The following is a 13,147-nucleotide window of genomic DNA, read 5'->3' as shown; positions in this document are numbered from 1 at the left end:
CCGCGGCGGTCCCGGCGGGACAGCTCGGCTCAGGGTCTGTTCGTACACTGCGGACACAGGCCGCGGTAAGTGATCTCGGCGCCGGAAACGGTGAAGCCGAACCGTTCGGCCTCGGGCAGCGCGGCCAGCGGGTCCCCCAGCGGGTGGACGTCGCGGATGGCGCCGCAGCCGGAGCAGATCAGGTGCTGGTGCGCGTGGTGGGCGTTGGGGTCGTAGCGCTTGGCGCGGCCGTCGGTGGCGACCTCCAGCACCTCGCCGATGCAGACGAGTTCGCCGAGCGTGTTGTAGACGGTGGCCCGGCTGATCTCGGGCAGCCGCTCCACCGCGCGGGCGTGCACCTCGTCGGCGGTCAGGTGCACATGCTCGCCGTCGAGGACCTCGGCCACGACCCGGCGCTGCGCGGTCAGCCGCCATCCACGTCCACGAAGTCGTTCCAGCAGGTCACTCATGGACCAAGGGTAAGTGAGACTCCGAGTTTGGTTCCAGTGTTGACTTGGACAAAGTCCAAGTTAGGATCGGTTCGTCACGACCGGATCACGCGGAGGCCCCTCACATGACTACCCAGGACGAGCTGCGCCCCACCCTCACGACGGAGGCGGGTGCCCCCGTCGCCGACAACCAGAACACCGAGACCGCCGGTGTCGGCGGTCCGGCGCTGATCCAGGACCAGCTGCTGTTCGAGAAGCTCGCGCACTTCAACCGCGAGCGCATCCCGGAGCGCGTGGTGCACGCCCGCGGCGCCGCCGCCTACGGCACCTTCACGCTGACGGCCGACGTCTCGCGCTGGACCCGGGCGGCCTTCCTCTCCGAGGTCGGCAAGCAGACCGAGACCTTCCTGCGGTTCTCCACCGTGGCGGGCAACCTCGGCTCGGCGGACGCGGTGCGCGACCCGCGCGGGTTCGCGCTGAAGTTCTACACCGAGGAGGGGAACTACGACCTCGTCGGCAACAACACCCCGGTGTTCTTCATCAAGGACGCCATCAAGTTCCCGGACTTCATCCACACCCAGAAGCGGGACCCGTACACCGGCTCGCAGGAGGCGGACAACGTCTGGGACTTCTGGGGCCTGTCGCCCGAGTCCACCCACCAGGTGACCTGGCTGTTCGGCGACCGCGGCATACCCGCGTCCTACCGCCACCTGAACGGCTACGGCTCGCACACCTACCAGTGGCAGAACGAGGCCGGCGAGTACTTCTGGGTGAAGTACCACTTCAAGACCGACCAGGGCATCAAGAACCTCACCGCGGACGAGGCCAACCGGCTCGCCGGCGAGGACCCGGACAGCCACCAGCGCGACCTGCGCGAGGCCATCGAGCGCGGCGAGTTCCCGACCTGGACGGTGCAGGTCCAGATCATGCCGGCCGAGGACGCGGCGAACTACCGCTTCAACCCGTTCGACCTGACCAAGGTCTGGCCGCACGAGGACTACCCGCCGATCGAGATCGGCAAGCTGGAGCTCAACCGCAACCCCGACAACGTCTTCGCCGAGGTCGAGCAGTCGATCTTCTCCCCGGGGCACTTCGTGCCCGGCATCGGCCCGTCCCCGGACAAGATGCTGCAGGGCCGCCTGTTCGCCTACGCGGACGCCCACCGCTACCGCGTCGGCATCAACGCCGACCACCTGCCGGTGAACCGCCCGCACGCCACCGAGGCGTTCACCAACAGCCGGGACGGCCACCTCTACGACGGCCGCCACGGCCGCCGCAAGAACTACGAGCCGAACAGCTTCGGCGGCCCGGTGCAGACCGGCCGCCCGCTGTGGGCCCCGACCCCGGTCACCGGGGCCACCGGCACCCACGAGGCTCCCCTGCACACCGAGGACGACGACTTCGTGCAGGCGGGCAACCTCTACCGGCTGTTCTCCGAGGAGGAGAAGCAGCGGCTGGTCGCCAACCTGGCCGGCTTCATCGCCAAGGTCTCGGCCGACCGCGACGACATCGTCGAGCGGGCGGTCGAGAACTTCCGCAAGGCCGACGCCGACTACGGCCGGCGTCTCGAGACCGCGGTGCGGGAACTGCGCAAGCAGGGCTGACGCACCGCGCGGCGGGGCCCGGTGAGGGGCGCCGCCGAGCAGCGGGCCCCGGGTGCCGAGGAGAACCGGCACCCGGGGCCCGCGCCGTCCTGGGGGACAGCCCCAGGACGGTCAGACGCTCAGACGGTCCAGGGCCTCCTGGTGGAGCAGGCCGTTGGAGGCGACGGCATCGGCGCCGCCCGGGCCCGGGACGCCGTCCAGGCCGGTGAAGCGGCCGCCGGCCTCCTCGACGATGACGCTGTTCGCCGCCATGTCCCACAGCGACAGCTCCGGCTCGGCGGCGATGTCCACCGCGCCCTCGGCGACCATCATGTAGGACCAGAAGTCCCCGTAGGCGCGGGTGCGCCAGCAGGCCCGGGTGAGGTCCAGGAACGGCTCCAGCCGGCCGCGCTCCTCCCAGCCGGACAGCGAGGAGTAGGAGAACGAGGCGTCCTCGATCCGGGAGACGCCGGACACGTGGATCCGGGAAGCCTTGGCGAGGCTGCGGCCCGCGTACGCGCCGAGGCCCTTGGCGGCCCACCAGCGGCGGTTCAGCGCGGGGGCGGAGACGATGCCGACGACGGGGCGCTCCACGCCGTCCGGGCCGTCCTCCAGCAGCGCGATCAGGGTGGCCCAGACCGGGACGCCGCGGATGTAGTTCTTGGTGCCGTCGATCGGGTCGATCACCCACCGGCGCGGGCCCGTGCCCTGCAGGCCGAACTCCTCGCCGAGCACCGCGTCGCGCGGGCGGGCCCGCTGCAGGATGCTGCGCACCAGTTCCTCGGCGGCCTTGTCGGCGTCGCTGACGGGCGTCAGGTCGGGCTTGGTCTCGACCCGCAGGTCGAGTGCCTTGAAACGCTCCAGGGTGACCGAGTCGGCCGAGTCGGCGAGGACATGGGCGAGTCGGAGATCGTCGTGGTAGTCGGCCATGCCGGAAACCCTAGCGCGGACCCGCCCCCGGACCCTGGCTCCGGCCCCGGCGGGTGTCCGTCAGTGGGCGGAGCCGCTGAGCTGGAGGCCGATCACCCCGGCGATGACCAGGGAGATCGAGACCAGCTTGAGCACCGAGCTGGTCTCCTCCAGGAAGAGCATGCCGTAGATCGCGGTGCCGGCGGCCCCGATCCCCGTCCACACCGCGTAGGCGGGGCCCACCGGGAGCGTCTTCAGCGAGATGGTCAGCAGGCCGAAGCTGCCCAGGGCGAAGACGCAGAAGCTGACGGTGGGCCAGAGCTTGGTGAAGCCGTCGCTGAGCTTGAGGTTGATCGCGAAGCCGGTCTCCAGCAGTCCGGCCAGGATCACCAGGGCCCATGCCATCGCGTGCTCTCCCTGCGGGTCGGGGGATCGGTCGGGATCGGTCGGGTCCGGTCGGCGGGACCGGGTGCCGGGTGGACCGCGATCCGGCCCGACTTTCCTATGATCACCACGAGCGGGCGCTCCGACACCTCGAACACCGGAACCGGATCGACGCACCGGCCGTCAGTCGTCCTCCCGGGCCTCCTTGCTGGCGAGCAGCCGGCGCAGCGAGTAGAGCCGGGCCTGGTCGGCGTGGCCGTCGGCGACCCAGGCGTCCAGCGCGCAGTCCGGCTCGTCGTGGCTGCACGCGCGCGGGCATTCGGCGGTGCCGGGCTCCAGGTCGGGGAAGGCCAGGATGACCCGGGACGGGTCGATGTGGGAGAGCCCGAAGGAGCGGAAGCCGGGGGTGTCGATCACCCAGCCGGTGTCCAGCGCCTTCTTCGAACCGGGCTTGGCACCGGGCGGCGGCGGCAGCCGCAGCGCGAGCGCCGACACCGTGGTGTGCCGGCCCCGGCCGGTGACGGCGTTGACGTGGCCGGTGACCCGCTGCCGCTCCGGGACGAGCGCGTTGACCAGGGTGGTCTTGCCGACGCCGGAGTGGCCGATGAACACCGTGCTCAGCCCGCGCAGGTGCGCCCGGACGGCCTCGGCCCCGGCGCCCTCCAGTTCGTCCCTGCGGGTGACCACGTACTCGATGCCGAGCGGGGCGTAGGACTCCAGCAGCGGTTCGGCCGGGGCCAGGTCGGCCTTCGTCAGGACGAGCAGCGGTTCCATGCCGGCGTCGTAGGCGGCGACCAGGCAGCGGTCGATCAGCCGGGGCCGGGGCTCCGGGTCGGCCAGCGCGGTGACGATGGCGAGCTGGTCGGCGTTGGCGACGACGATCCGCTCGTACGGGTCGTCGTCGTCGGCCGTGCGCCGCAGCACCGAGGTGCGCTCCTCGACCCGGACGATCCGGGCCAGGGTGTCGGCGTCCCCGGAGAGGTCGCCGACCAGGGAGACGATGTCGCCGACGACCACGCCCTTGCGGCCCAGCTCACGGGCCTTCATGGCGAGTACCTGGCGCTCCTGCTTGGTGCCCGGGTCGACCAGGCAGGTCACCCGGCCGCGGTCGACGGTGAGCACCATCGCCTCGTCGGCGTCCTCGTGCTTGGGCCGGATCCGGGTCCGCGGCCGGGAGCCCCGGCGGGCGGGGCGGTTGCGGATGTCGTCCTCGTCGGCGTCCTTGCCGTAGCGGCGCATGTGCCCAGTCCCCGCTCAGCCGCCCGCCACCGGTCCGGTGAGCAACTCGTCCCACATGGCGGTGAAGTCCGGCAGGGTCTTGGCGGTGGTGGCCACGTTCTCGACCTGGACGCCGGGCACGGCGAGGCCGACCACGGCGGCGGCGGTCGCCAGCCGGTGGTCCTCGTAGGTGTGGAAGACGCCGCCGGTCAGCTTGCGCGGGCGGATCCGCAGACCGTCCTCGGTCTCGCTGACGTCGCCGCCGAGGCCGTTGATCTCCTTGGCGAGCGCCGCGAGCCGGTCGGTCTCGTGCAGCCGCAGATGGGCGATGCCGTAGAGGTGGGACTCGGAGTCGGCGAGGGCGGCGACGGCGGCGATCACCGGGGTGAGCTCGCCGACGTCGTGCAGGTCGGCCTCGATACCGTGGATCCGGTCGCCGCCGGTGAAGCGCAGGCCCTCGTCGGTGAACTCGCAGCTGCCGCCCATCCGGGTGTACAGCTCGCGCAGCTGGTCGCCGGGCTGAGTGGTGTGCCGGGGCCAGTCGCGGACGGTGACCCGGCCGCCGGTGACCAGGGCGGCGGCGAAGAACGGCGCGGCGTTGGAGAGGTCCGGCTCGACCACCAGGTCGCGGCCGAGCAGGGCGCCGGGGGTGACCCGCCAGACGTCCTTCTCACCGCCGTCCTCGGGGGCGTCGACCTGGACGCCGGCCAGGCGCAGCATGTCGACGGTCATCCGGATGTGCGGCAGCGAGGGGACGGGGCCGCCGACGTGCCGGACCTCGACGCCGTTGTTGTAGCGGGCGCCGGAGAGCAGCAGCGCGGAGACGAACTGGGAGGAGGCGGAGGCGTCGAGCTGGACGGTGCCGCCGTCGAGGGCGCCGGTGCCGTGCACGGTGAGCGGGAAGCTGCCGCGGCCGCCGTCCTCGATCCGGGCGCCGAGCGCGCGCAGGGCGTCGATCACGCCGTGCTGGGGGCGCTCGTGGCTGCGCGGGTCGCCGTCGAAGTGGACCGGGCCGTCGGCGAGGACGGCGAGCGGGGGCAGGAAGCGCATGACCGTGCCGGCGTTGCCGACGTCGACCGAGGCGGGGCCGCGCAGCACGGGGGCGGGGATTACCCGCCAGGCCTCGCCGCCGCCGGTGCCGCCGGTGTCGTTGTTGACCTGCTCCTCGATGGTGACGCCGAGGGCGCGCAGACCGTCGGCCATCAGCTGGGAGTCGCGGCTGCGCAGCGGGCGGCGGACCCAGCCCGGTCCGTCGGCGAGCGCGGCCAGCACCAGGGCCCGGTTGGTGACCGACTTGGAGCCGGGGATGGTGACGGTGGCGTCCACGGGGGTGGTCGCGACAGGGGCGGGCCACAGGGTCTCGGTCATGCCGCCAGTCTAGGGGCCGTGGTGGGGCTCGCCCGTTCGCCTCCGATGCGCGGACCGGGGCGGGCGGCGCGGGTCGCCACGTGGTCGGCACGTGGTCGGCACGGGTCGGCGCGGGCCGGCGTGCGGGGGTCTGGCCCGGGGCTCAGAGCGGGCGCAGCAGCCAGCCGGCGCCGAGGGCGAGGGCGGCGAGGGCGGTGACGAGGAAGAGCGTGACCCAGGCGAGGCCGGGGACGCCGGTGAGCCGGGCGAGCTGGTCGGCGTCGGAGTCGTCGGCCTGGCCGTGCCGGCGCTGCCGCTGGAGTTCGAGGACCGGGCGGACGGCGCCGAACAGCAGGAACCAGGTGCCGAGGTAGGCGAAGCCGGCCTGGACCTGGGCCGAGCCGAACCAGGTGACCAGGAAGAACGCGCCGCCGGTGAGCAGCACGCTGAGGAAGCCGAAGGCGTTGCGGATCCGCACCAGCAGGGCCAGCAGCAGGGCGATGGCCAGCCACAGCAGCAGGGTGATCCGGTCGGCGGCGAGCAGGGCGGCGCAGCCGAGGCCGAGCAGGGCGGGGGTGAGGTAGCCGGCCGCGGCGGTGAGGACCATGCCGGGGCCGGTGGGGCGGCCCCAGGACAGGGTGAGGCCGGAGGTGTCGGAGTGCAGCCGGATGCCGGCCAGCTTGCGGTTGGTGGCGAGGGCGGCGAGGCCGTGGCCGCCCTCGTGGGCGATGGTGACGGCGTTGCGGGCGATCCGCCACAGCGGGCGCACGAGCACGGTGAGCAGCGCGGCGGCGCCGGCGGCGAGGACGAGCCAGCCGGGCGGGTCGGGCTGGGTGCCGGTGACGGCGCTCCACAGCTCGTCGAGGGTCCTGGCGTCCATGGGTCTCCTCCGCCTCGGTTCGGCCGCTCCTGCGGTACGGCAGCCTGTCATGGAGGGGACGGCGGCCCCGGGGCGGGTGGTTCTGGGGGGCGGCCGGAGCCGTGGCAAGCTGACGGCATGTGTGGTCGCTTCGCCGCGAGTAGCAGGCCCGAGGACATCGTCGAGCTGTTCGGCGTGCAGCAGTGGGACCCGGCCGAGACGCTGGACCCGAGTTGGAACGTCGCCCCCACCCAGAGCGCCCTGGTGGTGCTGGAGCGGCTGCCGAAGGGGGCGGCGCGGCCGGTGCGGCAGCTGCGGGCGCTGCGCTGGGGGCTGGTGCCGCAGTGGGCGAAGTCACCGGAGTCGGCGGTGAAGATGATCAACGCCCGTTCGGACACGGTGCACGAGAAGCCCTCCTACCGGCAGGCGTTCGCGGCCCGCCGGTGCATCCTGCCGGTGGACGGTTATTACGAGTGGCAGACGGTGCCGGCGGAGCGGGGCCGGCCGAAGAAGAAGCCGTTCTTCGTGTCCCGGGCGGACGGCGCTCCGCTGGCGCTGGCGGGGCTGTACGAGTTCTGGCGCAACCGGGCGGTGCCCTCGGACCACCCGGAGGGCTGGCTGGTGACGTTCACCGTGGTGACGACGGAGGCCGAGGAGCTGCTGGCGCCGATCCACGAGCGGATGCCGCTGTTCCTGGACCCGGGGTCGTTCGACGCCTGGCTGGACCCGGGGCTCGACGACGGGGAGGCACCGGAGCTGCGGCGGCTGCTGATACCCCCGCCGCCGGGCGTGCTGCGGGCGACGCCGGTGTCGCCGGACGTCGGCAGCATCCGCAACAACCACGCCGGGCTGACCGAGCCCTATGTCGAGGTCGAGTACGAGACCACGCTGTTCTGACCCCACGCTGTTCTGACCCCACGCTGTTCTGATCCCCGCGCTTGTCCGACCCGCGCGCGCACGCTTGGGCGTGCCGCCGCCGATCCGAGAGGACCGCAGTCGCCGTGACCGCCGCCCCCGCCCCCGTCACCCGGGAGCTCGTGCCCACGCCCGCCGGGGACGCCCGGATCACCCTGCACCCGGCGGCCGCGCCCCGGGCGGTGCTGGCGCTGGGCCACGGCGCCGGCGGCGGGATCGAGGCGCGGGACCTGGCGGCGCTGGCCGCCGGACTGCCGGCCCGGGGGGTGTCGGTGGCGCTGGTGGAGCAGCCGTGGCGGGTGGCGGGGAAGAAGGTGGCGCCCGCGCCGCGCACCCTGGACACCGGGTGGACGCCGGTGGCCGAGCGGCTGGTGGCGGCCGGTCCGCCGCTGGTGGTGGGCGGCCGCAGCGCGGGCGCGCGGGTGGCCTGCCGGACCGGGGCGGCGACCGGGGCGGCGGGGGTGGTGGCGCTGGCGTTCCCGCTGCACCCGCCGGGGAAGCCGGAGCGCAGCCGGGCGGAGGAACTTCTGGGCTCGGGGCTGCCGACGGTGGTGGTGCAGGGGGCGGCGGACCCGTTCGGCGGTCCGGCCGAGTTCCCGGAGCTGCCGGCCTCGCACGAGCTGGTGGCGCTGGAGTACGGCAACCACGGCTTCGAGGTGCCGAAGCGGGCGCCGGTGGGGCAGGAGGAACTGCTGGAGCTGATCGTCGCCGCGGTGGGGGACTGGGTGCTGCGGCTGGTGTGAGGCGGGCCCGGCGGGCGGTGCGGACGGGCGGTGCGCGCGGCGTGCCGCGGGCCGCGCGGAGGCGGCGCGGATCCGCCCGTGGGGGCCGGGAATGCGCGCGGGGCCGGCGTGGTTGACGCCCTTGTCAGCATGAGTCCCGGTGGAAGGCAGGGCAGATGGGTTCGATCGCGTGCCCCGAGCGGCTTGAGCAGCACGAGGCCGAGTCGGCGTTCGTGCCCTCCTGGTCGGACTGGATCGCCGCGGGCGAGAAGCCCGTCGGCCCGATATCCTCGCTTTCGGGGCGGCCCGCCGTGGGCCGTGTCCGTCATGCCGAGGAGGTGGGTCCGGTCGTCGGGACCGAGCACGAGGCCGAGCCGGGCCGGGGCCCGGACGAGAGCCTGCCCACGGGCGAGGCGCTCACCGGTGAGGAGCTGGCCGAGGCGATCGGTGAGGACACCTTCCGGGTGTCGGCCGAGGAGACCGAGGAGGCCCGGCGGGAGCGCTTCGAGCGCGACGCCCTGGGCTACCTGGACCCGATGTACTCGGCGGCGCTGCGGATGACCCGCAACCCGGCCGATGCGGAGGACCTCCTCCAGGAGGCGTTCGCCAAGGCGTACGCGTCCTTCCACCAGTTCCGCGAGGGCACCAACCTCAAGGCCTGGCTGTACCGCATCCTCACCAACACGTTCATCAACTCGTACCGCAAGAAGCAGCGGGAGCCCCAGCGCACCGCCGCGGAGGAGATCGAGGACTGGCAGCTGGCCCGGGCCGAGTCGCACATGTCGACCGGTCTGCGCTCGGCGGAGACCCAGGCCCTGGACCACCTTCCGGACAGTGATGTGAAGGACGCCCTCCAGGCCATTCCGGAGGAGTTCCGCATCGCCGTCTATCTCGCGGACGTCGAGGGCTTTGCGTACAAGGAGATCGCGGACATCATGGGTACTCCCATCGGTACGGTGATGTCCCGACTGCACCGCGGCCGCCGTCAGTTGCGCGGCATGCTGGAGGACTACGCCCGTGAGCGCGGGCTGGTCCCGGCCGGTAGCGGGGCAGGGCAGGAAGCGAAGGGCTCGGGTTCATGAGCTGCGGCGATCCGCACGACACCGAGTGTGGCGAGGTCCTCGACCACCTCTACGAATTCCTCGACAACGAGATGGCCGAGGGCGACTGCGACAAGCTGCGGGTGCACTTCGAGGAGTGCTCGCCCTGCCTGAAGCAGTACGGGCTGGAGCAGGCGATCAAGGCGCTGATCAAGCGTTCCTGCGGCTGCGACGACACCCCGGCCGATCTGCGCGGCAAGGTGCTGGCCAGGATCGATTCGATCCGGGCCGGGCAGCGGACGGGCGAGGCGCTGGTGGTCTCGGTCGAGACGACGATCGAGGTGCACGCCGAACAGGCCGCCGAACAGGCCGCCGATCCGGACCGCGCCGCACAGGCGGCGGCCGGCGGCTAGCGCGGCGCGTCGCACGGCGAACGGCGTACATCGGGACGGCCCCGGGAGCATCCGCTCCCGGGGCCGCTCCGTGTCCGCGCCCCTTCCACTCGGATGCGCCGTCACTCGTTCGAGTGAGTTGGTGGTGTGCCAGCAGCGGCATTGCGCGATCATGCGTCCCCGTGCCGGAGTGGCGCCCTATCCTCCTGACGGACGCTCACCGTCGCCCGTCCGCCGCCCTTCCGGCGTGCGACCGGCCGACGGGCCAGGACGGCGCGGGCCAGGACGCGGGGAGGTCGAGATCGCTACCGACAGCGTGGACACGGACCTGCCGCGGGGCGCCGCGGGCTACCTCGTGGCGGTGCCGGTGGCGGCGCTCTGCTGCCTGCTGCCGCTGCTGCCGCTCCCCCCGGTGGCCGGGGCGCACTGGCTGGGCGCCCCGGTGGACTGGCCGAAGGTCGGACTGCTGGCCTTCCTGCACGGCTGCTGGGAGTCGCTCGCCCAGGGGCTGCCCAGCCCCTGCCTGCGCCTGGTCCGGCTGCTGCTGCGCCGTCCGCGGCCGCACGGCCGCCCGCCGGCCCGGCCCGATGTCAACGCCTTCTTCCCGGTGCTGTTCGCCGGGGTGCTGATGCTGCCGCCGGCCGCCGCCGCGCTGGTCGCGGCCCCGGCCGCGCTGCTCGGTGCCGCCGAGCCGACCTGCCGGCGCCGCCAGGTGTGGAACGGCTCGCAGCTCGCGCTGTCGGCCTTCGTGGCCTCGGTGGTGTTCCACCGGCTGGCCGGCCCGCAGCTGCTGCTCGGTTCCCGGTTCCCCGCCGCGCTGCTGCCCGGGTGCGCCGCGCTCGCTGCGTTCTGCCTGGTCAACGGGGTGCTGGTGGGCGCCATGCGGCTGCTGGCCGAGGGCCCCCGGCGCCCCTCGGCGCACCGTCCCCCGGCACACCACCGCCGCGCGGCCGCCGTTCCCGGTCTGCCGGTGCTGGTGCACGCGGCCGGCGGACTGATGGTGGCGGTGCTGTGGCAGGGGCCGTACGGCGCGTTCGCGGCGCTGCTGGCCCTGCTGCCGCTGTCCATCTCGGCCTGGGTGTTCGCCCAGGGGCACCGGGAGCGCGACGCCCACCAGGCCACCGTCCAGGCGCTGGTCCAGGCGGTGGAGATCAAGGACTCGTACACCCGGGGCCACAGCGAACGGGTCGGCCGGGCCTCGGTGCTGATCGCCGGTCAGCTCGGCATGGAGGCCGAACGGCTGCGCACCCTGCGGTACGCGGGAGTCCTGCACGACGTCGGCAAGCTCGGCGTCGCCACCGAACTGCTCCGCAGAAACGGTCCCCTCACCGAGGCCGAGCGGCGGGCGGTCGAGGTGCACCCGGTGCACGGCTACGAGCTGGTGCGCGGGATCGCCTTCCTCGGCGAGGCGCACGCGGGGATCCTGCACCACCACGAGCGGATGGACGGGCGCGGCTACCCGAGCGGGCTGGCGGGGGAGCAGATCCCCGAGTTCGCCCGGATCATCTCGGTCGCCGACGCCTTCGACTCGATGACCTCCACCCGCTCCTACCGGCGCGGCCGGCCGGTCACCGAGGCGGTCGCCGAGCTGGAGCGCTGCTCGGGCAGCCAGTTCGACCCGGTGATGGTGCGGGCGCTGGTCGACGCGCTGGCCGTGCACGACTGGCAGCCGGTGCTGCCGCCGCCCGACACGATCAGGGCGGTGCCGGACATTCCGCTGGGCGTCCCCGAGCCGGTCCGGGCCGCGCCGCGCGGGGTGCCCGCCCAGGGCGGCGGCTCCGTGCCGACGGCCGGGCCGTCGTGAGCGCGCGGCGGGGCGCGGGTCCGACGGCGGGCGCCGGGCGCGGCGGGGACTCCGAGGGGTGCGCCGGGGTGGTGTGCGCGGTGCACGGAGTGGCGCTCGCGCTGCTGGCCGCGTCCTTCGGGGCGGTCGCGGTGCGGGGGCTGTCCGCGCCCGGGGTGGCGCTGGCGTTCATGCTGCTGATCGCGCTGGGCGAGTGCGTCCGGATCACCCTTCCGGGCGATCGCGAGCAGGCGCCGATCGGGGCGGCGGGGGCGCTGGCGTACGCGCTGCTCGGTCCGCTGCGCGGGCTGCCGACCGGGCACGGCGTGCTCCAGGTGGTGGCCGTGACCGGCGCGGGCCTGCTGCTGGCGCTGCTGCCCGGGGCGCTGGCGCCGGCGCTGGGGCCGAGGCACGGGGTCCGCCGGCGGGTGCGGGCGCCCTGGCGGGAGCGGGCCCGCCGGGACGGCGCGGCGCGGCGGCTGCTCGGGGCGGCGTTCGCGGCCGCCGTGTTCCAGCCGCTCTACAACAGCGGGGTGGTGGACCGGTTCTCCGCCGACGGCCCCGCGTACGGGGCGTTCCTGACCGCCGTGGCCGCGCTGGCCGCGCTGTGCGACGCGGTGCTGGCGGCGGTGCTGCGGCGGGCCCGCAGCGGGCTGCGGTTCCCGGCCGGGCTGGAGGACGAGCTGCGCTCGCTGTTCGGGATCGGCTCGGCGATCGCGGCCACCGGGATGCTGGTCAGCCTGGCCGCCGGGGAGGTGGGCCTGTGGGCGCTGCCGCTGTTCTGCGCGCCTCTCCTGCTGGCACAGGTGTCGTTCCGGCGGGCGGCGGCGGTGCGGGCCACCACCGGTCAGACCATCGCCAGTCTGGCCAAGGCCACCGAGGTGGCGGGCTACACGCCGCCGGGGCACGCCCGCCGGGTGGCCGACACGGCCTGCGCGGTCGGCCGGGAGCTGGGTCTGGGCACCCGGGAGCTGGCCCTGCTGGAGTACGCGGCGCTGATGCACGACGTGGGGCAGCTGTCGCTGGTGGAGCCGGTGCCGGGCGGGGCGACGGCGCTGCTGCCGGACGAGGAGCAGCAGCGGATCGCCCGGCTGGGCAGTGAGGTGATCCGGCGCACCGGGGTGCCCCGGCAGGTGGCCGAGCAGGTCGCCCGGCTGGCCGATCCGCACCCCGGGCCGGAGGGCGGCGGGCGGGCGGTGCCGCTGGCGGCGCGGATCATCCGGGTGGCGAACGCGCACGACGACCTGCTGACGGCGGCCCGGGGGCGCGGGCTGGGGGAGGCGGTCGGCCGGTTGGAGGTGCTGGAGGCGCTGCGACTGGGGCGGGGGCGGTTGTACGACGCCCGGGTGGTGGACGCGCTGGTCCGGGTCCGCGGCTGAGGGCGGGGGCGGTCGGCGGCCCGGGGCGGCAGGTCCGCCGGGAAGGGTGCCGCGGGGGCTCGTCGGGGGGCGGGGCGGCGCGGGCGGGGGGGGGGCCGAGGGGGGGGGAGCCCGGGGCGGCCAGGTCCGGCCCGGGGTTGAGGAGCCGGGGCGGGGCGGGCAGGCTGGGGTGGTGGCCGGTTACGGGC

At 74.4% G+C, this 13,147-nt stretch carries 13 protein-coding genes; 7 read left to right on the top strand and 6 right to left on the bottom strand.

Going from position 1 to position 13,147, the window contains the following annotated elements:
• Nucleotides 1-29: 29 nt before the first annotated feature.
• On the bottom strand, nucleotides 30-449 hold the full coding sequence (locus tag ADK60_RS40345; RefSeq protein ID WP_045939097.1) for a Fur family transcriptional regulator: 420 nt from the start codon (nucleotides 447-449) through the stop codon (nucleotides 30-32).
• A 104-nt stretch (nucleotides 450-553) separates the two neighbouring features.
• On the opposite strand from ADK60_RS40345, the gene ADK60_RS40340 reads away from it, so the two are divergent.
• Nucleotides 554-2,032 carry a catalase gene (locus tag ADK60_RS40340; RefSeq protein ID WP_053652002.1) on the top strand — a complete coding sequence of 493 codons (1,479 nt, stop codon included), beginning with the start codon at nucleotides 554-556 and terminating at the stop codon, nucleotides 2,030-2,032.
• 111 nt (nucleotides 2,033-2,143) lie between these two features.
• Here ADK60_RS40340 and hisN read toward each other — a convergent pair whose 3' ends face one another.
• The 5 genes from hisN to ADK60_RS40315 all read right to left on the bottom strand — a co-directional run bounded on the left by hisN (nucleotide 2,144) and on the right by ADK60_RS40315 (nucleotide 6,749).
• Nucleotides 2,144-2,941 (bottom strand): histidinol-phosphatase, encoded by a 798-nt coding sequence (hisN, locus tag ADK60_RS40335; RefSeq protein ID WP_045939099.1) that lies wholly within the window; start codon nucleotides 2,939-2,941, stop codon nucleotides 2,144-2,146.
• Nucleotides 2,942-3,001: 60 nt separating this feature from the next.
• Nucleotides 3,002-3,325, bottom strand: a complete 324-nt coding sequence (locus ADK60_RS40330) for a DMT family transporter (RefSeq protein ID WP_053652000.1) — start codon at nucleotides 3,323-3,325, stop codon at nucleotides 3,002-3,004.
• 162 nt (nucleotides 3,326-3,487) lie between these two features.
• Nucleotides 3,488-4,543, bottom strand: coding sequence for a ribosome small subunit-dependent GTPase A (gene rsgA / locus ADK60_RS40325; RefSeq protein ID WP_053651998.1), 1,056 nt, complete (start codon nucleotides 4,541-4,543; stop codon nucleotides 3,488-3,490).
• A 15-nt stretch (nucleotides 4,544-4,558) separates the two neighbouring features.
• Entirely contained in the window at nucleotides 4,559-5,890 is a 1,332-nt protein-coding gene (aroA, locus tag ADK60_RS40320) for a 3-phosphoshikimate 1-carboxyvinyltransferase (RefSeq protein ID WP_030392895.1), read from the bottom strand.
• 142 nt (nucleotides 5,891-6,032) lie between these two features.
• Nucleotides 6,033-6,749, bottom strand: a complete 717-nt coding sequence (locus ADK60_RS40315) for a M50 family metallopeptidase (RefSeq protein ID WP_053651996.1) — start codon at nucleotides 6,747-6,749, stop codon at nucleotides 6,033-6,035.
• Nucleotides 6,750-6,866: 117 nt separating this feature from the next.
• Between ADK60_RS40315 and ADK60_RS40310 the strand changes: the two genes are divergently transcribed.
• From ADK60_RS40310 to ADK60_RS40285, 6 genes are all read left to right on the top strand, one after another.
• Nucleotides 6,867-7,625 (top strand): SOS response-associated peptidase, encoded by a 759-nt coding sequence (locus tag ADK60_RS40310; RefSeq protein WP_045939103.1) that lies wholly within the window; start codon nucleotides 6,867-6,869, stop codon nucleotides 7,623-7,625.
• 104 nt (nucleotides 7,626-7,729) lie between these two features.
• Entirely contained in the window at nucleotides 7,730-8,386 is a 657-nt protein-coding gene (locus ADK60_RS40305; protein ID WP_053651994.1) for an alpha/beta hydrolase family protein, read from the top strand.
• 317 nt (nucleotides 8,387-8,703) lie between these two features.
• Nucleotides 8,704-9,447, top strand: a complete 744-nt coding sequence (locus tag ADK60_RS40300; protein ID WP_380305009.1) for a sigma-70 family RNA polymerase sigma factor — start codon at nucleotides 8,704-8,706, stop codon at nucleotides 9,445-9,447.
• Nucleotides 9,444-9,818 carry a mycothiol system anti-sigma-R factor gene (gene rsrA / locus ADK60_RS40295; RefSeq protein WP_053651992.1) on the top strand — a complete coding sequence of 125 codons (375 nt, stop codon included), beginning with the start codon at nucleotides 9,444-9,446 and terminating at the stop codon, nucleotides 9,816-9,818. Before ADK60_RS40300 ends, rsrA begins: the two co-directional genes overlap by 4 nt.
• A gap of 295 nt (nucleotides 9,819-10,113) precedes the next feature.
• A complete protein-coding gene (locus ADK60_RS40290; protein ID WP_234371487.1) occupies nucleotides 10,114-11,601 on the top strand; it encodes an HD-GYP domain-containing protein in 1,488 nt (495 codons plus the stop codon).
• Between the two features lie 80 nt (nucleotides 11,602-11,681).
• On the top strand, nucleotides 11,682-12,959 hold the full coding sequence (locus ADK60_RS40285; protein ID WP_045939134.1) for an HD-GYP domain-containing protein: 1,278 nt from the start codon (nucleotides 11,682-11,684) through the stop codon (nucleotides 12,957-12,959).
• The last annotated feature ends 188 nt before the right edge of the window (nucleotides 12,960-13,147 follow it).

The sequence above is a fragment of the Streptomyces sp. XY431 genome (assembly GCF_001279805.1).
GTDB classification, from domain to species: Bacteria; Actinomycetota; Actinomycetes; order Streptomycetales; family Streptomycetaceae; genus Kitasatospora; species Kitasatospora purpeofusca.
This window is presented reverse-complemented; position numbering and strand designations above follow the sequence as displayed.

Excerpts from the sequence above, each read along its gene's own strand:
- aroA (WP_030392895.1), bottom strand. The coding sequence starts at position 5,890 with ATGACCGAGACCCTGTGGCCCGCCCCTGTCGCGACCACCCCCGTGGAC.
- rsrA (WP_053651992.1), top strand. The coding sequence starts at position 9,444 with ATGAGCTGCGGCGATCCGCACGACACCGAGTGTGGCGAGGTCCTCGAC.
- ADK60_RS40315 (WP_053651996.1), bottom strand. The coding sequence starts at position 6,749 with ATGGACGCCAGGACCCTCGACGAGCTGTGGAGCGCCGTCACCGGCACC.
- hisN (WP_045939099.1), bottom strand. The coding sequence starts at position 2,941 with ATGGCCGACTACCACGACGATCTCCGACTCGCCCATGTCCTCGCCGAC.
- ADK60_RS40330 (WP_053652000.1), bottom strand. The coding sequence starts at position 3,325 with ATGGCATGGGCCCTGGTGATCCTGGCCGGACTGCTGGAGACCGGCTTC.
- rsgA (WP_053651998.1), bottom strand. The coding sequence starts at position 4,543 with ATGCGCCGCTACGGCAAGGACGCCGACGAGGACGACATCCGCAACCGC.
- ADK60_RS40310 (WP_045939103.1), top strand. The coding sequence starts at position 6,867 with ATGTGTGGTCGCTTCGCCGCGAGTAGCAGGCCCGAGGACATCGTCGAG.
- ADK60_RS40340 (WP_053652002.1), top strand. The coding sequence starts at position 554 with ATGACTACCCAGGACGAGCTGCGCCCCACCCTCACGACGGAGGCGGGT.
- ADK60_RS40345 (WP_045939097.1), bottom strand. The coding sequence starts at position 449 with ATGAGTGACCTGCTGGAACGACTTCGTGGACGTGGATGGCGGCTGACC.